Genomic DNA, 21,383 nt, shown 5'->3' with positions numbered 1-21,383 from the left:
CTGAAATGGTGAAAATAAAATGTTCTTACTGAGCAAACTGACCTTATTTAATAAGTTACTCAGTAACATTTTTAATATATCACCAGTTGTCATAGCAGTTATATGGTGCCTGGTGGTGTGATGTGCGCCCCCACCCTCACCGATATTACCCGCGCCTGGGCAATTTTAGAATACTTCCGCACCAACTGGTTAGAACCTGTATGGCTGGGTTGTTCTTTGGAACGCTACGAAGAAATTCAAACTTACGATGACTTCAGGGACTGGTTAGATGAAGACATTAAACACCGTGAGTCAGACTTGGGCTTTTACTGGCGCATGGGTTTAGATATCGGCTTAGATAGATATGGTGCTGGTGTGGGTAAATTCGTCACCTGGGGCTATTTACCCCATGAGGATAAATACCAAAAGCCGACCATCGAAAGCCGCAATGCAGCCATGATTATGAAAAGTGGTGTGTATGACAGCTTCACAGACACACATACTTTAATGGATCATACCTTTGCCCGTGAGAATACCACCCATGCTTGGTATGATGAAGGCACAGCAGATGTCCATCCCTTTGACCGGACGACTAACCCCACCGCCAAGAACACCAAAGACTTTAATAACGCCTATTCTTGGTCAAGTGCAGTCAAACACCAAGACTTTGGACGTTTGGAAGTCGGCCCCCTAGCGCGTCAGTTAGTCGCAGGTGGTCAGCATGGCGAATCTTGGCAACACTACGACGGGTTTATTCTGGATGTTTTCCGAAAAATGGGTGGTGCTAGTATTCATGTACGCCAGCTTGCACGAGTTCACGAAATTGTCAAGTTATACCGTCAAGCGGAACGATGTCTGCGTGAGTTCGTCTTAAATGACCCCTGGTATATCAAACCCAAAGAAAAAGACGGTCGTGGTTGGGGTGCAACTGAAGCCTCACGGGGTTCTTTGTGTCACTGGGTAGATATAGAAGGTGGTAAGATTAAGAATTACCAGGTGATAGCAGCGACAACTTGGAACGTCGGCCCCCGTGATGGTGAAGGGGTAAGAGGCCCGATTGAGGAGGCTTTGGTAGGTACGCCGATTGAAGATCCAACTGATCCAGTGGAAGTGGGACACGTCGCGCGATCGTTTGACTCTTGTTTGGTGTGTACTGTTCACGCCCATGATGCGAAGACCGGCGAGGAGTTGGCGCGTTTTCGCACTGCGTAGTTAGTTTAGGTGCGTTATTTGTAAATTTAACGCGCCTAAACTTTTCTATGGCTGAATTACAAAAAGTTACTAACTATATTTAGTACCTCTTACTCAAAATCTGATACATTTGCAGAAATTCTTCATAGCTATTCATTATTAAATCGCCATGTATCAATTAAAAACCGAATATTAGACTCAAATTTATATTTTAAAACTAGAAGTTGTTGGGGTGTAAAAGGACTATCAACTTGATGAGTTCCTCGTTGGAAAAGATTAATAAATTCAAGCATTGCAGTAATATCTTTATTAATAAAATCAGTAAAGATATCATGGTTTACTGCTCTACAGATAAAAAGTAAACGGGCTTTTCTTGTGGGCTTACCTTCCTTATCAAAAAGTTCTGAATTATTACTCCAATTACGAATTTCCTTATCAGGTGAGAGTCTGTGAATTATGTGTGTAAATAACTCACGCAGGGAAACAGAAAAATGTCTTGCATAGTCTGTGCGTTCGGATTCTAAAGCCTCTGTGGCTCCTTGCCACATTCCGACTAAATCTTCTGCACCTATATTTATTAAAAGCTGCTCTAAACCTACTCTATCTGTTAATATCTCGCGCCTAATATCGTTTTTTTCTGCTTCAATTTCTTTATCTAAAGGTTCTTCAGATATTACTTCTAGTAAGCTAACTGACTCAAGCATCTCTAATGCAGGCTGCTCTAATATTAATTCAGCAGGTACAGCATCAAATGTTTCACTATCTCTGAGTTTAGCTAGACGTGAGTATGAACTTAAAAGTTTATCGAAATTTGTAATTAAAGAAATTCGTAAATCATCCTTTAATAATACTGACTTACCAATATCTTCCAATTTTAATCTAGTTAATGAAATCTGAGTCAAGTTTTCCACTCTCAAAGTTCTTACAAGACTAAAAGCTTTTTCAACTTGTTCAGTGAGATCAGTGAATTTTGAAGCTCCAATAAGGTGTTCAATATCTTCTGTTTGCCTTAAACTATTTTCCAAGATATTTACTACTCTTGAAGAGTCAACCATACTTCTGATTTGCTGTGATTGCTCTGTAATTCTACTCAAGGCTTCAGTTAAACTTGAAGAGCCAGCCAAACTTCTAATCTGTTGTGATTGCTCTGTAATTCTACTCAAGGCTTCAGTTAAACTTGAAGAGCCAGCCAGACTTCTAATCTGTTGTGATTGCTCTGTAATTCTACTCAAGGTGTCGGTCAAACTTGAAGAGCCGACCAGACTTCTAATCTGTTGTGATTGCTCTGTAATTCTACTCAAGGTGTCGGTCAAACTTGAAGAGCCAACCAGACTTTTAATCTGTTGTGATTGCTCTGTAATTCTATTGAGATTATCAGTCACTTTTGGAGATTCCATCAGACTTTTGATCTGCTCTAATTGACCTGTAATTCTACTGAAATTATCAGTCAGTTTTGGAGATTCGAGCAGACCCTTTATTGTGTCCATTTGACTCGTAAGTTGATTAGTATGTAAGCGGAGAGAATTGACAGTATAAGAGCTTGCCTTATTTAAGTTTTCTAATTTGTCACTATCCATGAACTAATTGTATTCCTTACATAAATTAAAAAGATATAACAAATTATATCTAACAACAAAAAATATTGACAAGGATAAATTAATTTTTATCTGTATAAATAATATAAACTAAAAATCGTATTTCACTCATGCTAACTGATCCATCTGGGCAGCAAGTTGTTCATAGCTTAACTTCTCCGCAGCAAGATATGCTTCGATTTCTTCGCGGTTAGCATGATAGTAAGTTAAAGCAGCATAAACTTGAACTAAAGTTACATTGCCCATTCGTTCTACAATTTCCTCTGCATTCAGCCCCATTTTGTACCAAGTTGCAACTCTCTGTACAGATACTCTAGTTCCGGCAATGTGAGGGCGACCCCCAACAGTTCCAGGTGTGCGTACAATTAATGTACCGATGTCAGTAATAGTTTGCATATGGTAAATTTCTCAGTCTTGCCCTTAATCATAGCTTAGGCTCTGTTGAGTATCCTGGGTGCGATCGCCTGACAAACCTTAAGTTACTCTCAATCTAAAATGGCAGCCTTAAGGAATAAACAAACGACTAACTCCTCGGTAGTTGTCAACATACAGCACAATCTCAACTAGACGCGCACTACACTGTTCCCGATAATTTTTCTCGACAAGTTTATCCAAGCTACCAATAGTAATTACTGGTAAGGTTGTTGATGTGCCTTCATCACGAATTGTTTGTTCGAGCGAATCTTCACCTTTAGCATTCCTATTCGCAGTTAACAAAAGCATTTGATTAGATTGCGCGTAACGCCAAATCATCCGATCATTGCTATCAACAGCTAAACCAACTTCTGTTAACGTTACAAAACGAATAGACAATAAATCCAGCCAACCTTGAGCCGCTAGAGTTCCTTGAAACAAAACTACATAGCCTGTCAGGTTGTAATCAACTAGAAAAATCATGCCATCAGACCAAGTTTAGCTTTCCAGTCTTGGAGTTTAGCATGAATCTCTTCCTGTCCTGGGTTTGGAGGCATCTTAGCAATTTGTGCCAAGCGATCGCAATTTTTTTCTTCCCAATATTTACGTATTTCTTGAGTTTCCTGTAGCACAGTTTGATATTCTGCTTCTACCTCACTACGGTTAGCATTAATATATGAAAGTGCTGCATCAAGTTGTTCTTGTGTCAAAGGTAGCCAGTTAAGTATTAATTTAGGTGTCCATCCTGCTACTAGATGATCCATGACATCATAAACTGTAATGCGAGTCCCGGCAATGGTCAACCCTCGCTCTGTGCGAATAATACCTGATTGCCCATTAAATATTGAAGTCATAACTCTAACTTCCCATCTAACCACTTCATCCTGAAGTCTAACAATCCCTAATCATAGCTTAGGCTCTGTTGACTATACTTTTTGAGCAACACGTTGGGCTTTCTGCTGTTCCAACTTTGCCCACAAAAGTTCTTGACCTGGTTTGTGGGGTATTTTAGCAATCTCAGCCAAACGTTCCCGATTATGTTCTTCCCAATACTGACGAATTTCTTCTCTTGTTCTTAGAACTTCTTGATACTCAGCTTCTAACTCAGCGCCATTTGTCTCAATGTAAGATATTGCTGCATATATCTGTGCATCTGTCAAGTTAAACTTATCACGGATTAATTTAGGTGGATACTGGGCTTTGAGAAAATCCATCACATCGTAAAGAGTAACACGAGTGTCTATGATAGTAAGCCCTCGCTCTGTGCGAATGATACCTGATTTTTCAAATCCTTGTAATGTATCTATATTCATAGACAGCAAATTTTTGGCTACACCAGTTTATTAATTCTAAAGTGAATAGTGTTAAGAGCGATCGCCCCCAGAACCACCAGTAAAACGTTGAATAAATTCAGGATAATTATCTAAATCCTGTAATGATTGTAATGGCGGCATTTCAATCCAGTTTGCTTCGGCGTGTAATTTATCTATATAAGCATAAAAAGCTTCTTGGTCATCCCGATGAGCAAGAACATAATCATGCAACTCTTTCTGACTCATAGCTTGAAAGTTAGGCTTGCTCATTATATCAACCTCCATTTGCACCAAGTACCCAATAGAGCCGTTAGCGTAGCTTACCGGAGGTATCGCCCGTTGACTCTCCACTAATCACTCGTTGAACAATCTGTCTTCTAGTTTCCTGCATATCTCGACTCGCTGCTTGAACCCGCTTCAGTACATCCGCAGGTGCAGTATCAGGAGAACCACTATTAAATGGCGGTTGGGGATTATATTCTATTTGTAGCTGAATTTCCTGCGCTAGAGTTTCGCCAAATAATTCTGCGGCGATCGCTAATCCAAAGTCAATCCCTGCCGTTACCCCTCCGCCTGTAATCCGATTACCATCAATAACAATCCTTTTTTTCACCACTTCCACACCGAACATTGCTAATAAATCCAAAAATAGCCAGTGCGTAGTAGCACGATACCCTTCAAGTAAACCCGCCGCAGCCAAAAGTAAAGCACCCGTACACACAGATGTAACGTAACTTGCTTGTTCTCCTTGGGTTTTGAGAAACTGCAAAAAGTCTTTATCTTCCAGTTTGGCATTAATTCCAGGGCCTCCAGGGACAAATAACACATCCAAATTAGGCCCTTGGACAAAAGTTGTATCCGGGAGAAAAGTCAAACCGCGATCGCTCCTAATCGGTTCTAAGCTTTCTGACATTAAATATAAATTAATATGAGGAAATCTCGTAAATACTTCATAAGGCCCAGTGAAGTCTAATTGTGTCACACCAGGAAATAGCACAATTCCTATCGATATGGGATAACTCATAACATCAAGTCCATTTAAACACTTGTCATATCATAGTTGTGGGTAATGGGTAATAGCAGAAACCAATTACCCATTACCCATTACCCATTACCCATTACCCATTACCCATTACCCATTACCCATTACCCATTACCAGTTCTTCCTTAAAAACACTTCACAAAATCCTGATAAACAGGCACAGAAATTCAGTAGTTCTACAATTTACGCGGGAGGACACCGTACATAAGATTTACTATAGATTCCGCATTTACAAACAGGTGATTCATTTCCCAAAAGCGAGACTGAACCTCACCTAAACTATTGTTTTTATTGCAGGCTGGCTAAAGAAAATGACCATCCTAGAAACAAGTAACACTCCGGTTGGTGGCTACGCACCAGATTTTGAACTCCCAGGGATTGACAATCAAGTCCATCATCTTAGCCGTTACTTGAGGAATTTTCAGGCGGTTGGTGTAATTTCTTTATGCAATTACTGCCCTTATGTAAATCTATATTTAGGTAGAATTAAAAACATACAAGCGGAATTTGCGGCAGAAGGGTTCATTTTAATGGGCATCAATGCTAGTGAAATTACCGAAGGCAGAAGCACAAGCCTAGCAAGTATGAAAGCCTTTGCCCAGCAGCACGAATTAAAATTTCCTTACCTGTGGGATTCTACCCAAGATGTTAGCCGCAGTTTTGGCGCGACAAAAACACCGATGGCATTCTTGATGGACAGACATGGTATATTGCGATATAGAGGGCAGATTGACAATCATCCTCACAAGCCATCATCTTTGGGTGAAGACTATCTGCGTTGGGCGATCGCTGCTCTGTTAAAAGGCGAACCAATACCAGTACCTGAAACGGAACCAGTAGGCACTTCATTGATCTGGCGTATCTAGACATAGACAGTCCCTGTACTGCTATCTTAAATTGGAGGCACTTGCAACTTTTTTGATAAAGCGGAACTTCATGGGAACGAATTACCGACGGGTTTTACTCAAACTGAGCGGTGAAGCCTTAATGGGCAACATGGGTTATGGTATTGATCCAGAAGTGGTCAAAGAAATAGCCCAAGAAATAGCAGAGGTGATAGCCTCTGGCGTTCAGATCGCCATCGTCGTGGGCGGTGGTAACATTTTTCGAGGCGTAAAAGCAGCATCGGCGGGGATGGACAGAGCCACCGCCGATTATATTGGTATGATAGCCACAGTCATGAATGCCATGACGCTGCAAGATTCGCTAGAACGCATAGGAGTACAGACGCGGGTACAAACCGCGATCGCTATGCAGGAATTAGCTGAACCATATATCCGCCGTCGAGCCATCCGTCATCTAGAAAAGGGACGGGTGGTTATTTTTGGTGCGGGTTCCGGTAATCCCTTTTTTACCACAGATACAACAGCCGCATTAAGAGCCGCAGAAATAGACGCAGAAGTAATATTTAAAGCTACTAAGGTAGATGGGGTGTATGATGCAGACCCCGAAATCTATCCTAACGCTAAACGTTATACCAGTCTCACCTACGCCCATGTTTTAACTCAAGACTTGCGCGTGATGGATAGCACGGCGATCGCCCTTTGTAAAGAAAATAATATCCCTATTCTTGTATTTGACCTAACAACGCGAGGCAATATTCGCCGCGCCGTTTTAGGAGAAGCCATCGGTACCCTTGTGGGAGGTTCATGTGAAATTAGCTGAAGCTGAAAGTAAAATGCAAAGCACTGTTGAGGCGACTCAACGTGCATTTAATACAATTCGGACTGGACGGGCTAATGCCAGTCTACTAGATAAGGTAACAGTAGAATACTACGGTACACCTACACCCCTAAAATCACTGGCAAATATTAACACGCCAGATGCCAGCACCATACTGATTCAGCCTTACGACAAAAGCAGTTTAAATATCATCGAAAAGGCGATTTCTCTATCAGATGTGGGTTTAACACCGAGTAACGACGGTTCCGTAGTGCGCTTAAATATACCACCTTTAACAAGCGATCGCCGCAAAGAACTAGTCAAACTTGCTGCTAAATACGCCGAAGAAGGACGTGTAGCTATTCGTAACATCCGCCGTGACGCGATAGACTCAATTCGCAAGCAAGAGAAAAACGCCGAAGTCTCCGAAGACGAAGCCAAAGACCTACAAGATAAACTGCAAAAACTCACCAATAAATACACCGCCAGAATTGACGAATTATTGGCAGAAAAAGAAAAAGACATCTCCACAGTCTAATTAACTTCCAGGCTGAAGGAATAAAATTCTTCAGCCTTTTTGTCATTAGTCCATAGTCCATAGTCAACAGTCAACAGTCCATAGTCAACAGTCAACAGTCCATAGTCAACAGTCAACAGTCAACAGTCAACAGTCAACAGTCAACAGTTAACAGTCAAATTTTGCATTATGTATGATGTTATAGTTGTCGGTGCTGGGCCTGCGGGTGGCGCAGCAGCATATCATTTAGCCAAAAAAGGGCGCTCAGTATTAATTTTAGAAAAAGAAACCCTACCTAGATATAAACCATGTGGCGGGGGAGTGTCACCAATAGTTGCCGAATGGTTTGACTTTGACTTTAGCCCAGCAATTTCTCTAAAAGTAGACTCATTTCGCTTTACCTGGAACTTAGACGACCCCGTAGAAGCGAAAATTGACACCAAAGAACCAGTGTGGATGGTGCGGCGAGAAATTTTCGACCATTTTTTAGTAGAGCAAGCGCAAAAACAAGGCGCAGAACTGCGAGATAATACAGAAGTAACAGGAATTGAATTTGGTAGCGATCGCTGGCAAGTTAACACAGCCAATGGTTCAGTTACTGGACGCTATTTAATCGCTGCTGATGGTGCTAAAGGGCCGATGGCGAAATGGCTAGGCTTCAAAGACCGCAAACGCCGTTTAGCTGGTGCATTAGAAGCAGAAGTTCCCACCGAGGTCGAAGATAAATCAACAATTCACTTCGAGTTTGGCTTAGTCAAGAACGGCTATATTTGGAACTTCCCTAAACAAGATGGTTATTCAATTGGCGTAGGAACCTTTATTGGTGGACAACCCCAAGACTTTAAGAAAATATTGGCTGAATACTCCCAATTATTTAATATAGATGTCCAGACCAGTAAACAATATGGACATCCCATCGCCTTGTGGAATGGTGATCAAAAATTACATACACAAAACGCTATTTTGGCGGGAGAAGCAGCTTGTGTAGTTGACCCCATGACCGCCGAAGGAATTAGACCCTCAATTTATAGTGGAGTTCAAGCCGCCGCCGCAGTGGACAAAGCCCTTTTCGGTGACATCAACGCCTTAGAATCATACACCCAAATCATCCATGAAACTTGGGGTGCAGAAATGGCTTGGGCGCAAAAACTAGCCAACGCATTCTATCGGTTTCCTAACGTAGGTTATCAAGTTGGTGTCAAGCGCCCCACTGCACCAAAAATTATGGGTCAAATCCTCTGTGGTGAAATGACCTACAGTAGCGTTGCAGGACGCGCCCTCAAGCGTTTAATTCCCGGTTTTAAGGGTTAGTTTGTAGTGTTCGCGTAGCGTCTCTACGAGACGCTACGCGAACACTACGAACTTTACTTTTACCTCTGGTGGTACAGTTTTGTAGGGTGGGCATTGCCCACCACCTGCTTATTGAGAAGGTGCAAGATATCAAATAAATAACACCAATTTAGATACAAATTCTCAAAACTTTACTATGTATACATTTTGAATTTTGAATTTTGAATTTTGAATTTCTATAACTATGACCACTATAATCTTTGTACATGGCACAGGGGTAAGACAACCCGAATATGAGGGAACTTTCCAGATAATTAAGCAAAAGATTCACGATCGCAATCAAGATATTATAGTCGCACCTTGTCTTTGGGGTGATGTATGCGGCACAAAGTTAAATGCTAACGGTGCAACAGTGCCTTTGTATGATGGCACACTGGCTTTAAATGAAACAGAGACAGAAGATGCAGATATTTTACTTTGGCGAGAATTATACCGCTATCCTTTGTATGAATTGCGATCGCTCTCCTTGATATCAACTGCCGAAGGAAGCTCAAACCCCTTTGGCGAACAACCTTCAGACATATTACAGGCGCGGGTGGAAAATTTCACCCCCAGCGCCGAACTAGAAGCGGAATTATCCCAAGCGGGAATTGCTGGGGTGTTTGGGGAAGCCAGAGACACAGTGATTAACTCTCAACCCTATGCCGAAATTTTACCCAAAATCAGCGAATCAGAATTAAGTGAGTATGCGGCCGTTATTGCTAGGGCTATTATTGCACAAGCAATGCGGATTAGTGAAAAACAGCAAAGATTTCCCCCCATACTCACCGATGCACAAATGCGCGATCGCGTTGTCAAATTGCTAACTTTGTCCTTAGCTGAAGCCGAGTTAGGTTTAGGTGGTTGGTTATTACAGCCATTGCTGCACCTGGGGACAAACTACGTCAAACGCAGGCGTGGAGCAGCCACTGATAAAATTTCACCAATACCCTGTGATGTCCTGTTTTATCAGACAAGGGGCGAGAAAATCCGGGCTTTTATTCAAGAACAAATTGCCCAAGCCGAACCCCCAGTAGTTTTACTCGCCCATAGTTTAGGCGGTATCGCCTGTGTAGACTTGCTAGTGCAGCAACCAATCTCTCAGGTGGAATTATTAGTAACTGTCGGTTCCCAAGCACCATTTTTATATGAAATTAACGCCTTGCACAGCTTAGAATACGGTCAACCACTGCCAGAACATTTCCCGAAATGGTTAAATATTTATGATTTACGGGATTTCCTCAGCTATGTCGGTAGTAGAATTTTCCCTAAAGTTGAGGATGTAGAGGTGAATAGTCAACAACCATTCCCCCGTTCTCATAACGCTTATTGGACAAATGCTACAACTTGGGAGGCGATTTTTGCCAAGTTGCCGTGATGATTTATTGTTTAGTAGGCCGATGCACTGCCCACCGTATCATGGTTTTGGCGATGCACTCCCCACCCTACAAATACTGATAATTTTTCAGAAATCAAATCGGATTCCTATATCAATTTTCCAAATATTAGCTGAGTAAAGGTAAATTTGATATGTCCTATAAAGTTAGCATTGTCATCGAAAAAGATGAAGATGGATATTATGCTTATTGTCCTGAACTTCCTGGTTGTCAATCTCAAGGTGATTCACTAGCAGAAGTACAAGAAAACATTAAAGAAGCAGTTGAACTTTACATAGAAACATTGTCTCATGCAGAAAAGCAGGCACTTCAAAACAAAGAAATATTAACAATGACCTTGGAGGTTAAAATTGCCTAAACAGCCTCGCCTCACTGCAATAGAAGCTGAAAGCCTTTTGTTAAAAGCCGGCTTTATTCAAATTAGAAGTAAAGGAAGTCATAGAGTTTATCTTCGAGAAGCAGTGAGAGTTGTGATTCCTTTTCATTCAGGTAAAGTTATGCACCCCAAGATAATTAAACAGGTTCTACAAGCTATTGGCATATCTGACACAGAAACCATGCCAGATGAAACTACTGAAAATGATAGTGAAACACCTCAATAAATACCACTATGTGTTTTAAGAATATTAGTAAGCTGAAAAACATTTAGTTTGCATATTGAAATAACATCATACTCTTGTGGGGTGGGCATCTTGCCCGCCCTAGTTATGCAAGTTAAATGTGGAACAGCTTAATGATTTATCAACATCACCTGAGAATCTAAATCATGATGCAGTTGACAGCTAAACCGGAACGAACTTACGGCTTAGTGGTGGGTATTGAAAAATATCACGAAACTGCATGGAATACAGGAGGACAAGCCCAAGACGCGCTGAGGTTTGCCCGGTGGTTGTGTGAGTGTGGTGTACCGCCGGAGAATATTCGCCTGTGCTTGTCGCCATTGGCAGAAAATCATCACTTACTGGGGGAATGTGAGTTAAAGGTAGAGTCAGCCACAGAAGAAAATCTCTACGATATTGTGACTAACTTTCTCTCACAAAAGGCTGGTGATTTACTGTACATCTTTTGGGCTGGACATGGTTTGATTTCTGCCGAACGAGAACGCAGGTTAATTTGTGCTGATGCGACTATAAATAACTGGCTAAATCTAGATTTAAACTCATTCCTGCTGTTATTGAGTTCAGATAGGTTTAACATTCGCCATCACATTTGTATTATTGATGCCTGTGCTAATTATTTCTTAGAAACTCAGGGACGACCAACCAATTTAGGCGGCAGAATCTTTCCCAGTGGGAAGCCAAGAACGGATAGTCAACAGTTTGTGTTACTGGCGGCGCGGGAAGGAGAAATAGCCAAGATAAACACAGCAGAGAAAACGGGGTATTTTTCCCAAGCTGTGAGGGAGGCTTTAACACAAGCCAATGGCAGCTTTCCGCCGGATATGTTAGCAGTTGCGGCACAAGTGAAGCAGCAGTTTCAAACTTTAGATAAAAAACAACTGCCGACTTACTTTTATTATCGCAATGGGGATGGAGATCAAGAAGAGTATCATTACAACCCTTTAGATATTCCCCACAATATTCAACCGAGTAACGCTATTAAATTTGTCGGTAGAGATGAGAAAATAGTCGAACTGCACCAACTGTTACAGGAAAATGATGTAGTTGTAGTTAGTGATGAGACTGGGGAAGGTGGCGTAGGCAAAACAGAGTTAGCCATTCAATACTCATGGCAACATTTAGCAGATTATCCTGGTGGGTGTTGCTGGTTGAATCCTCAAGGTGTTGAATTAGGAACACAGTTAGTAGAGTTTGGTGTAGTGAATTTTTCTAACTTTCATCCTCCCCAAGAATTAACCCTGAATGGTAAAGTTGCTTATTGTTGGCGGAATTGGCAAGCAGGCAAAGCTTTATTAGTGTTTGATGATGTGAAAGACTGGAAGCAAATTAAAGACTATCTGCCAGCTAAAGGTTCTCGGTTTAAAGTGTTAATTACGACTCGTCAAAATACGGGCTTGATTTATCCCTATTTGCAGTTAGGTGAATTGTCACCAGATGCAGCCTTAGAATTATTAACAAAGCTATTGGGTAACGAATATGTGCAACAGGAGACAGAGACAGCAAAGAAAATTTGCGAGTTAATGGGTTATATACCAATTGGACTGTACCAAGTGGCAGCATACAGCCGAAAATCAAGGGGAGTGTTATGTTAAAAGACATCCTTGCAAGGCTACAAGAAAAGCAAGCAGCAACAGGTGAGTCTGGTGTAGCAGCAGCCTTTGAGTTGAATTGGGAGTGTTTAGAACTAGAGGCGCAAAAGTTAGCTTGTTTGTTGAGTTTGTTTGCTTTAGCTCCTATTCCCTGGACTTTGGTAGAATCAGCAGCGAGTGCTAGTAATTTAGAATTTGACCTCAAAGCTAACCGCACTATTTTAATTGAGCGTTATTTGTTGCAAGAATTGGCAGAGGAAACTTACCAAATTCACGATCGCATTCAGGAATTATTGCGACAGAAGTTAGAAGAGTTAGCAGAAGTTGACGAACTCAAGCGCGGTTTTTGTCAAGCGATGGTAGCAATAGCGCAGGATATTCCACAGACACCCACATTGATAGAAATTACTCAAGCAAGCCCGGCTATTCCTCATATTGAAGAAGTGGCTACAGTTTACCAAGCTTGGTTAAATGAGGATAATTTAATGTGGCCTTTTGTGGGCTTGAATCGATTTTACCAAGGTCAAGGAGCTTACGAGCAAGCTTTACCTTGGCTGCAAAAATGTTTATCAACCACTAGAGAACGCTTTGGGGAAGAACACCCCGATGTGGCAAATAGCCTCAACAATTTGGCTTACCTCTACTATTTCCAGGGCAAGTACAGCGAAGCCGAACCTTTGTATATTCAGGCTTTGGCGATGAGAAAACGCCTGCTAGGGGAAGAACACCCTCATGTGGCAAATGGCCTCAACAATTTGGCTGCACTTTACAATTCCCAGGGCAAGTACAGCGAAGCCGAACCTTTGTATATTCAGGCTTTGGCGATGAGAAAACGCCTGCTGGGGGACGAACACCCTGATGTGGCAACTAGCCTCAACAATTTGGCTGGATTATACTATTCTCAAGGCAAATACAGCGAAGCCGAACCTTTGTATATTCAGGCTTTGGCGATACAAAAACGCCTGCTGGGGGATGAACACCCTGATGTGGCAACTAGCCTCAACAATTTGGCTGAACTCTACAATTCCCAGGGTAAGTACAGCAAAGCCGAAGCTTTATACATCGAAGCTTTGGCAATGAAAAAACGCCTGCTGGGAGATGAACACCCCTCAGTAGCAACTAGCCTCAACAATTTGGCTGGACTCTACGATAAGCAAGGCAAGTACAGCGAAGCCGAACCTTTGTATATTCAGGCTTTGGAGATGAGTAAACACCTACTGGGGGACGAACACCCTGATGTGGCAAATAGCCTCAACAATTTGGCTCTACTCTACAAATCCCAGAGCAAGTACAGCGAAGCCGAACCTTTGTATATTCAGGCTTTGGCGATACAAAAACGCCTACTGGGGGATGAACACCCGGATGTGGCAACTAGCCTCAGCAATTTGGCTGAACTCTACAAATCTCAGGGCAAGTACAGCGAAGCCGAAGCTTTGTTCATTGAGGCTTTGGCGATGAGACAGCGCCTGCTGGGGGATGAACACCCCGATGTGGCAATTAGCCTCAACAATTTGGCTGGACTATACTATTCCCAGGGCAAGTATAGCGAAGCCAAAGCTTTGTATCTCGAAGCTTTGGTGATTTTAGAAAAACGGTTAGGAGCAGATCATCCTCATACAGTTACCGTGCGAGATAATTTGGAATACTTACGTCAACATAGTGAGCCTTAGTTTAGGCGAATAATTGCTTTTGTCTTCCGTTGGTTTCGGTAAGGCAAGATAATTAACTGATAATTTGTAATTTTGAAATTGGTTGACGAATGTTTTACTCCCTTCCCAGCCAAAGAATACCTATTAAATTTTCTTCATTGCGCCGGAATCATAATTTGTAATTCCGTTGACGAGTGTTTTATAGTCGTGAATGAGGCTAAGAACTTCGTTCATAAGTGTTTAATACTCGCGGACGAGTGTTTAATACTCGCGGACGAGTCTTTGATACTCACGGACGAGTCTTGAATACTCGCGGACGAGTCTTTGATACTCGTGAGCGAGTCTTAAATACTCGCGGATGAGTGTTTGATACTCGTGAATGAGTCTTTGATATTCGCGGACGAGTCTTTGATACTCGTGAATGAGTCTTTAATATTCGCGGACGAGTCTTTGATACTCGTGAACGAGTGTTTGATACTCGTGGACGAGTGTTTATAGTAAATCATAAAACCCTGGGCGGTTAGAAACCGCATCTACACAGACAAAACCCGCCTGCGCGGGTTTCCAACTTTTGATTTTTCATTAGTCCGCGAAGGCGGACTTTGCTTGTGTAGCTGCGAATTACATTCGCCGAGTAAATCATAAAACTCTGGGCGGTTAGAAACCGCATCTATACAGACAAAACCCTTGACTGACATTTTGCACTTTCTCAATAGGCGAATGGTGGGCATTGCCCACCCTACGAAATTATAAGGGTTTCGAGCTTCGATTTTCGAGTGGAAGGTAGTGGTGCAAGATATTAAGTTGATTTTCTGTTAGTCCGCGTAGGCGGACTTTGTTTGTGTAGCCGCGAATTACATTCGCCCAGGCTTAAGTTGACATTGATATATCTCCAGTGATGCTGATAGTCGTAAGTAGTTTTTGCTAGGGTGGTGGAATCAGGGTTAATTACCCGCTTACCAATTAGCATGGCAGCCAGAGGTGATTATGGCTCACTTAAATCTTCGTCGCCCGGAAAATACTGAGGGCGATTTTTATGTCGATACTACCTGCATTGACTGCGATACCTGTCGCTGGATGACACCGCAAGTTTTTCATCGCGTTGATGATATGTCAGCAGTGCATCATCAACCAGCAAATGAAACAGAAAGATTAGCCGCACTACAAGCACTGTTATCTTGTCCCACCAGTTCTATTGGTACTGTGGAAAAACCCAAAGATATCAAACTGGGACAGGAAAGTTTTCCTATTTTAGTAACAGAAAACATTTATCACTGTGGCTATCATTCAGAAAAATCTTACGGTGCAGCCAGCTATTTAATTCAACAACCCGAAGGAAACATATTAGTAGATTCCCCACGCTTTACGCCCCCTTTAGTGAAGCGGATAGAAGAGATGGGGGGAATTAAATATATGTATTTAACTCATCGGGATGATGTGGCAGATCATCAAAAGTTTGCTGAACATTTCCAATGTCAACGTATCTTACACGTTGATGAAATTTCTACAGGTACTCGCAATGTAGAAATACAATTATCTGGTGCAGAACCATTTACTTTACAACCAGATGTCTTAATTATTCCCGTCCCCGGTCACACTAAAGGACACACAGTTTTACTATATAAAAACAAGTTTCTGTTTACAGGTGATCATCTGGCTTGGTCAGAAACTCAGCAACAATTGATCGCCTTTCATAATGTATGCTGGTATTCTTGGGCAGAACAAATTAAGTCCATGCGCCGATTAGCTGATTACTCTTTTGAGTGGGTATTGCCTGGACATGGACGACGCTTTCACGCTGATGTTGATACAATGCGCCAGCAGATGCACAAGTGTATTGAGTTAATGGTTGATGAGAGTCAATAGTCAATAGTCAATAGTCAATAGTCAATAGTCAACAGTTAAGATTGATTTGGTAAGTAGAACGACGTGGAAAACCGAACTATGTAAGGAAAAGTGAATTAGGCTGAAACCTTCTTCCCTCCTGCCTCCTGCCTCCTGCCTCCTGCCTCCTGCCTTCCCCCAAGACTAAATATTCACAGCGAGTTACTTATTTTCAATTGCCTCTATGGTTACTCTGTCTCCCAGCCTCAAAGCTCGACTTGCTCAACCTCTAAAAATCGGCTCATTTGCGGTTAAAAGCCGTGTTCTTCAGTCGCCTTTGTCGGGGGTGACAGATATGGTGTTTCGTCGCCTCGTCCGTCGCTATGCACCAGATTCGATGATGTATACGGAAATGGTCAATGCTACGGGTTTACACTATGTCAAGCAGTTACCAAAAATCATGGAGGTAGACCCCAACGAGCGACCAATTAGTATACAACTGTTTGACTGTCGCCCTGATTTTCTTGCAGAAGCGGCAGTTAAAGCCGTTGCGGAAGGCGCTGATACTGTTGATATTAATATGGGTTGTCCGGTAAATAAAATTACTAAAAATGGTGGCGGTTCTTCTTTATTACGCCAGCCGGAAGTAGCAGAAGCTATCGTGCGGGAAGTGGTGAAAGCTGTTGATGTCCCTGTCACCGTAAAAACCCGTATTGGTTGGAATGATAAAGAAATTACCATCCTCGACTTTGCCAAGCGGATGGAAGATGCGGGAGCGCAAATGATTACGGTGCATGGACGCACCCGCGCTCAAGGTTACAATGGTAACGCCCGTTGGGAATGGATAGCCCGTGTGAAGGAAATTCTTTCTATCCCGGTAATTGGGAATGGGGATATATTTTCAGTGGAAGCGGCGGTGAAATGTTTAGAAGAGACTGGCGCTGATGGTGTGATGTGTTCTCGCGGGACTTTGGGTTATCCGTTTTTGGTGGGAGAAATTGACCACTTCTTGAAAACTGGGGAAATCTTACCAGCACCTACACCAATTCAACGTTTGGAATGTGCCAGAGATCATTTACAAGCCTTATGGGAATATAAAGGCGATCGCGGTGTCCGTCAAGCCCGCAAACACATGACTTGGTACGCTAAGGGTTTCGTCGGCGCGGCGGAACTACGCGGACAATTAAGTGTAATTGAAACAGTCCAACAAGGTTTAGATTTGATTGATAGAGCTACTGAGCAGTTAGCTCATGGTTATGAGGTTGTCGAGGAGGCAGATAACTTTCAAGTAGCTTAAGCGGGGACTGGGGACTGGGGAAGGGGGAAAGGGGAAAGGGGGAAAGGGGAAAGGAAGAAGACAACTGATAACTGACAACTGGCAACTGACAACTGATAACTGATAACTGATAACTGATAACTGTCAACTGTCAACTGCCTGATAAACGCTACACTAAATAAGTGAAGAAGTGTAACTAAATGAAGTCTGGCGATCGTGGAAACAATTACGTTAGGGAAAAATGGCCCTACTGTCACACCCCTTTGCATTGGCACTTGGGCTTGGGGTGACAAAGTTTTTTGGAGTTATGGCAGTGAGTATGGCGAGGAACAATTGCAAGAAGCATTTACAGCAGCTTTAGAGGCTGGTGTTACCTTCTTTGACACAGCAGAAATTTATGGGTTAGGACTTTCAGAACAATTATTAGGAAAATTTATCCAACAAGCGCAAAAACCTGTGCAAGTTGCCACGAAATTTGGCCCTGCACCTTGGCGGTTTACAGGTCAGTCTGTTGCTGATGCTTTAACAGATAGTCTCAAACGCCTGCAACTTGAGCGTATTGAACTTTACCAAGTGCATTGGCCATTTAGTTTTTTGTTAAGTCAAGAAACTTTGATGAATGCCTTAGCTGATGAGGTGGAGCGGGGCAGAATTGGCGCTATTGGTGTCAGTAATTACACAGCATCACAAATGCGTGAAGCCTATAAAATATTAGCGGCTAGGGGTATACCGTTAGCGGTGAACCAAACCCGTTATTCTTTGCTCAGTAGACAAATAGAAACTAACGGTATTTTGGCTGCTGCTCGTGATTTGGATGTAACTATTTTAGCTTATAGCCCCTTAGCTCAAGGATTACTTACAGGAAAATATACTTTTGATAGTGGCAAAAGTCCAGCAGGGGCAAGAAGTATAGATCCAAAATTTAATAAAGATGGCTTGCTAAAAATCGCACCAGTAATATCACTACTACGTAGCATAGGAGAAAAGCGCGATCGCACTCCCGCCCAAGTCGCCCTTAACTGGTTAATCTCCCAAGGTAACGTAATTCCCATTGCTGGAGTCAAAAATGCCCAGCAGTTACAGCAAAATGTAGGCGCTTTGGGTTGGAGATTAAGCGACGAGGAAATTCAGGAGTTAGAAAAAGTTACTCGTCCGTGGAAATAGGGGACTTTTAAATTCAAAATTCAAAATTCGTCTTGGAAAGTTTCCTACGGCGGGAAACCCGCCTACAAAACTTTCCGCAAAATTCAAAATTAGTTAGTAGGGTGCGTCAGTATGAGTATTTTCTTGGTATGGCTAGGGTTTCTCGTACTGACGCACCCTACATTTTGGATACTACTGGGGACTGGGGGAGATGAGGGAGTAACCCACTCCTAGCCCCTCCCAGGAGGGGAAAAGGAACAGGGGAGTGTAACAACTGTCAACTGATATAGCAGGGGACAGGGGACAGCTTCAAAAGCTACTTAATATACAGCAGTTTCAATATTCGTGAAATACTGTAGAGACGTTACATGTAACGTCTCTACATTGTTTTGGGTTCTATGCTAGTACCTCATCTACCCAAAATATGCTGTAAGGGTTTTATAATTTACCTATGTCCTAACCTATGTGGCTACTGCTATAACTGTCAACTGTCAATTGTCAACTGATAACTGCTTCTCACTCAAACACAGGCGGCCAAATTTCTGAGACTGTTAACTCCCAGCCTGGAAGTAAATCAGGTATGGTTAATTTATCTTTGTTTTGTAAAACTATTGGCTCTTGATTGAGCCGATAAACAGTTAATGTTAATTTATCTGGGTCGATGAGCATCCCCACCGTACATCCCAGGTCTAAAAATAATTGAATTTTTTCTACTAGCGGCTTGATGCTGTCTGACTTGGATTTAATCTCCACCATCAAGTCGGGTACTAGCTCAACAAAATCACGTTTGCTAATTTTTAGCTTCTCCGCACGCACAAAGGATACATCAGGAGCGCGGAGATTGCGCTTTTCTACATCAGCTTCGTTGTCTTCCGTTTCCAGTCTTGGCAGAATAAAACCAGCGCTAGAACCAGTCACTCGTCCTAACTTACGTGGGCGAACCCAGTTTCCCAGCAATCGAATTAACTCAGCGCCTATTTCTTCTGAAATATAATCAGATGGCCCCATAACCAGGATATTACCGTCCACTAGTTCCATCTGCCATTCTGGATGTTCAGCTTGTAGCTGCTCTAAATCTGAGATTGTGAACATAAGAATAGAAGCAATCTGTTTATATTCATGTTCCTACAAGCTGATCAAAACAGTTATACCAATTCAAAATTCAAAATTCAAAATTCAAAATTAAGAAATACAGATGTTGTCAGTATTTGGAAGTTTGCATCTGTTGCTGAATTTTGCAGAATTGGTATTAGCCGTATTTAGTCACTGATTAATGACTAAGAAGCAGACTCTCTAGCAGCTGGTGAACCTAACTTAGGATTAGCTGGTGTAACGGAAGGTTCACGACGGCTACCACCGCGTAATTTTGGTTTGGGTGTACCGCGTCTGTCTTCGTCACCGTTTTCTGATTTGTTCCAGTTGCGATTTCTGTCACCACCTTCACCACGACGCTTGATCAGCTTGGGTTTGGGGGTGGATACTACTTCTTCGGGAACGTCGATTTCGGTGCTTAACCAAGCGGGACGAGTTTGATCATAAGCGATTTGCAGGGCGGCGGCGGCGATCGCTTGAGCATCATATTTCTCAATCAATTCGCTGACAATAGGCAAGAAGGAAGCCAAACGCTCACCAGCTAACGCTTCTCTAACTTGTTCTTGCAGTTTCAAAATGTGGCGTGCTTCGATTTGCGCCCTGGTGGGTATGGTAAGCAATTGCCAATTTTGCCGCACATGGCGTTCAAAGATTTGCTGTTTGCGACGCTCAAATGGTTGTACTAAGGTAATTGCTGTACCTTCTTTACCAGCGCGACCAGTACGACCAATTCTGTGAACGTAGGTTTCCACGCTATCAGGTAAGTCGTAGTTGATGACGTGAGATAGTTGATCCACATCCAAACCGCGTGCAGCGATGTCTGTTGCTACTACCCAACGTACCTGACGATTACGGAAGCGAGTCAATAATCTTTCCCTTGCTTGTTGGGACAAGTCGCCGTGATATTCATCTACGCTGTGACCAGCAGCTTGCAGTTGGCTGGTGAGTTCGGCGGCTGTGCGTCTGGTACGAACAAAGATTAAAGCTGTTTCTGGGTCTTCCATTTCCAGAATTGGCTGTAAGGCTTTGGCTTTTGTCCAGTGGCGGGGGATGAGATAAGCTACCTGATTGATTTTATTAGGTGTGGCTTTGGGTTGCTCAACGGTGACTGTAACTGGCGATCGCAAAAACTTGTTGACCAACATCCGAATTGATGGTGGCATGGTAGCTGAGAACAAAGCTGTCTGTCTGTCTTGGGGTGCTTGAGAAAGAATTTTCTCTACATCGTCGATAAAGCCCATGCTTAACATTTCATCGGCTTCATCCAGTACGAACCATTTAACTTGGTCTAGCTTCAGACAACCCCGTTCTAGCAAGTCAATTACCCGTCCTGGTGTACCGACGACGACTTGCACACCGCGTTTGAGTTGTAAAATTTGGCGGTCAATTGATTGACCTCCGTAAATTGCCAAAGCTCGTAAGCCACTGTTACCAACGAATTGAGCCATTGCATCGTGGACTTGGATGGCTAATTCACGAGTAGGAGTTAAAACTAGGGCTTGCACTGCTTTTTGGTTAACGTCTAACCGTTCTAATATGGGCAGTGAGAAGGCTGCTGTTTTACCTGTACCTGTTTGTGATTGACCTACTACGTCACGTCCTGACAACAGTTGAGGGATAGCTTGGGCTTGAATGTTTGTCGGTGCAGTAAAACCTAGTTTTTCTAAGTGTTCTACACGGTCTTGGGAAATTCCTAGTTCTTGAAACGAAAGACTCATCAACTCTCCTAGATTTTGTTTTTCTGTTTGTAG

General features: G+C 42.6%; 25 protein-coding genes and 1 pseudogene. 15 read left to right on the top strand and 11 right to left on the bottom strand.

Annotated features, from left to right (window positions below; translation table 11 throughout):
- Positions 1-90: 90 nt before the first annotated feature.
- Positions 91-1,191: pseudogene (locus tag H6G83_RS20185) on the top strand (nickel-dependent hydrogenase large subunit); the annotation flags it as partial.
- Between the two features lie 128 nt (positions 1,192-1,319).
- Here the strand turns inward: H6G83_RS20185 and H6G83_RS20180 are convergent.
- The 7 genes from H6G83_RS20180 to H6G83_RS20150 form a co-directional block, all read right to left on the bottom strand.
- Positions 1,320-2,747, bottom strand: a complete 1,428-nt coding sequence (locus H6G83_RS20180; RefSeq protein ID WP_190475575.1) for a pPIWI-associating nuclease domain-containing protein — start codon at positions 2,745-2,747, stop codon at positions 1,320-1,322.
- Between the two features lie 126 nt (positions 2,748-2,873).
- Positions 2,874-3,161, bottom strand: a complete 288-nt coding sequence (locus H6G83_RS20175; RefSeq protein WP_190475573.1) for a DUF433 domain-containing protein — start codon at positions 3,159-3,161, stop codon at positions 2,874-2,876.
- Between the two features lie 108 nt (positions 3,162-3,269).
- Positions 3,270-3,662 carry an ACP S-malonyltransferase gene (locus H6G83_RS20170; protein ID WP_190475571.1) on the bottom strand — a complete coding sequence of 131 codons (393 nt, stop codon included), beginning with the start codon at positions 3,660-3,662 and terminating at the stop codon, positions 3,270-3,272.
- On the bottom strand, positions 3,659-4,033 hold the full coding sequence (locus H6G83_RS20165; protein WP_190475570.1) for a DUF433 domain-containing protein: 375 nt from the start codon (positions 4,031-4,033) through the stop codon (positions 3,659-3,661). Before H6G83_RS20165 ends, H6G83_RS20170 begins: the two co-directional genes overlap by 4 nt.
- A gap of 72 nt (positions 4,034-4,105) precedes the next feature.
- The gene (locus H6G83_RS20160; protein WP_190475567.1) at positions 4,106-4,492 is read right to left on the bottom strand and encodes a DUF433 domain-containing protein; all 387 of its coding nucleotides are present in this window, start codon (positions 4,490-4,492) and stop codon (positions 4,106-4,108) included.
- 51 nt (positions 4,493-4,543) lie between these two features.
- A complete protein-coding gene (locus H6G83_RS20155; protein WP_190475566.1) occupies positions 4,544-4,762 on the bottom strand; it encodes a DUF6887 family protein in 219 nt (72 codons plus the stop codon).
- Between the two features lie 40 nt (positions 4,763-4,802).
- A complete protein-coding gene (locus tag H6G83_RS20150) occupies positions 4,803-5,516 on the bottom strand; it encodes a DJ-1/PfpI family protein (protein ID WP_190475564.1) in 714 nt (237 codons plus the stop codon).
- A 329-nt stretch (positions 5,517-5,845) separates the two neighbouring features.
- Here H6G83_RS20150 and H6G83_RS20145 point away from each other — a divergent pair, with 329 nt between their 5' ends.
- From H6G83_RS20145 to H6G83_RS35980, 10 genes are all read left to right on the top strand, one after another.
- Positions 5,846-6,400, top strand: a complete 555-nt coding sequence (locus H6G83_RS20145; RefSeq protein WP_190475562.1) for a thioredoxin family protein — start codon at positions 5,846-5,848, stop codon at positions 6,398-6,400.
- A gap of 70 nt (positions 6,401-6,470) precedes the next feature.
- Positions 6,471-7,199 (top strand): UMP kinase, encoded by a 729-nt coding sequence (gene pyrH / locus H6G83_RS20140; protein ID WP_190475560.1) that lies wholly within the window; start codon positions 6,471-6,473, stop codon positions 7,197-7,199.
- Entirely contained in the window at positions 7,186-7,734 is a 549-nt protein-coding gene (gene frr / locus H6G83_RS20135) for a ribosome recycling factor (protein ID WP_190475559.1), read from the top strand. Before pyrH ends, frr begins: the two co-directional genes overlap by 14 nt.
- 168 nt (positions 7,735-7,902) lie before the next feature.
- The gene (locus tag H6G83_RS20130; RefSeq protein ID WP_190475557.1) at positions 7,903-9,024 is read left to right on the top strand and encodes a geranylgeranyl reductase family protein; all 1,122 of its coding nucleotides are present in this window, start codon (positions 7,903-7,905) and stop codon (positions 9,022-9,024) included.
- A gap of 223 nt (positions 9,025-9,247) precedes the next feature.
- Entirely contained in the window at positions 9,248-10,420 is a 1,173-nt protein-coding gene (locus H6G83_RS20125) for a hypothetical protein (protein ID WP_190475555.1), read from the top strand.
- 152 nt (positions 10,421-10,572) lie between these two features.
- Positions 10,573-10,797 carry a type II toxin-antitoxin system HicB family antitoxin gene (locus tag H6G83_RS20120; RefSeq protein ID WP_190475553.1) on the top strand — a complete coding sequence of 75 codons (225 nt, stop codon included), beginning with the start codon at positions 10,573-10,575 and terminating at the stop codon, positions 10,795-10,797.
- Positions 10,790-11,041, top strand: a complete 252-nt coding sequence (locus H6G83_RS20115) for a type II toxin-antitoxin system HicA family toxin (RefSeq protein WP_190475551.1) — start codon at positions 10,790-10,792, stop codon at positions 11,039-11,041. Before H6G83_RS20120 ends, H6G83_RS20115 begins: the two co-directional genes overlap by 8 nt.
- A gap of 164 nt (positions 11,042-11,205) precedes the next feature.
- Complete coding sequence (locus H6G83_RS20110) at positions 11,206-12,651, top strand: caspase family protein (protein ID WP_242044704.1); 1,446 nt, start codon at positions 11,206-11,208, stop codon at positions 12,649-12,651.
- Positions 12,645-14,318 carry a tetratricopeptide repeat-containing protein gene (locus tag H6G83_RS20105; protein ID WP_190475549.1) on the top strand — a complete coding sequence of 558 codons (1,674 nt, stop codon included), beginning with the start codon at positions 12,645-12,647 and terminating at the stop codon, positions 14,316-14,318. The genes H6G83_RS20110 and H6G83_RS20105 overlap by 7 nt, the downstream gene beginning before the upstream one ends.
- Before the next feature lie 215 nt (positions 14,319-14,533).
- Entirely contained in the window at positions 14,534-14,659 is a 126-nt protein-coding gene (locus tag H6G83_RS35980) for a hypothetical protein (RefSeq protein ID WP_277876378.1), read from the top strand.
- A gap of 171 nt (positions 14,660-14,830) precedes the next feature.
- Here the strand turns inward: H6G83_RS35980 and H6G83_RS20100 are convergent, their stop codons facing one another.
- Together H6G83_RS20100 and H6G83_RS20095 are read right to left on the bottom strand one after the other, a co-directional pair.
- Positions 14,831-14,995, bottom strand: a complete 165-nt coding sequence (locus H6G83_RS20100) for a hypothetical protein (RefSeq protein ID WP_190475547.1) — start codon at positions 14,993-14,995, stop codon at positions 14,831-14,833.
- A 101-nt stretch (positions 14,996-15,096) separates the two neighbouring features.
- Positions 15,097-15,267 (bottom strand): hypothetical protein, encoded by a 171-nt coding sequence (locus H6G83_RS20095; protein ID WP_190475545.1) that lies wholly within the window; start codon positions 15,265-15,267, stop codon positions 15,097-15,099.
- A gap of 17 nt (positions 15,268-15,284) precedes the next feature.
- On the opposite strand from H6G83_RS20095, the gene H6G83_RS20090 reads away from it, so the two are divergent.
- From H6G83_RS20090 to H6G83_RS20075, 4 genes are all read left to right on the top strand, one after another.
- Positions 15,285-16,163 carry an MBL fold metallo-hydrolase gene (locus H6G83_RS20090; RefSeq protein ID WP_190475544.1) on the top strand — a complete coding sequence of 293 codons (879 nt, stop codon included), beginning with the start codon at positions 15,285-15,287 and terminating at the stop codon, positions 16,161-16,163.
- 202 nt (positions 16,164-16,365) lie between these two features.
- Complete coding sequence (gene dusB / locus H6G83_RS20085) at positions 16,366-17,418, top strand: tRNA dihydrouridine synthase DusB (RefSeq protein WP_190475543.1); 1,053 nt, start codon at positions 16,366-16,368, stop codon at positions 17,416-17,418.
- 195 nt (positions 17,419-17,613) lie between these two features.
- Positions 17,614-18,561, top strand: coding sequence for an aldo/keto reductase (locus H6G83_RS20080; RefSeq protein WP_190475542.1), 948 nt, complete (start codon positions 17,614-17,616; stop codon positions 18,559-18,561).
- Between the two features lie 32 nt (positions 18,562-18,593).
- Entirely contained in the window at positions 18,594-18,755 is a 162-nt protein-coding gene (locus tag H6G83_RS20075; protein WP_190475541.1) for a hypothetical protein, read from the top strand.
- Positions 18,756-19,056: 301 nt separating this feature from the next.
- Here the strand turns inward: H6G83_RS20075 and H6G83_RS20070 are convergent, their stop codons facing one another.
- Complete coding sequence (locus tag H6G83_RS20070; protein WP_190475540.1) at positions 19,057-19,632, bottom strand: Uma2 family endonuclease; 576 nt, start codon at positions 19,630-19,632, stop codon at positions 19,057-19,059.
- 185 nt (positions 19,633-19,817) lie between these two features.
- Entirely contained in the window at positions 19,818-21,350 is a 1,533-nt protein-coding gene (locus tag H6G83_RS20065) for a DEAD/DEAH box helicase (protein WP_190475539.1), read from the bottom strand.
- Positions 21,351-21,383 lie beyond the last annotated feature (33 nt).

The sequence above is a fragment of the Anabaena azotica FACHB-119 genome (genome assembly GCF_014697625.1).
GTDB classification, from domain to species: domain Bacteria; phylum Cyanobacteriota; class Cyanobacteriia; order Cyanobacteriales; family Nostocaceae; genus Trichormus; species Trichormus azoticus_A.
The sequence above is the reverse complement of the archived record's forward strand: the minus strand, read 5'-3'. Positions and strand labels throughout refer to the sequence as shown.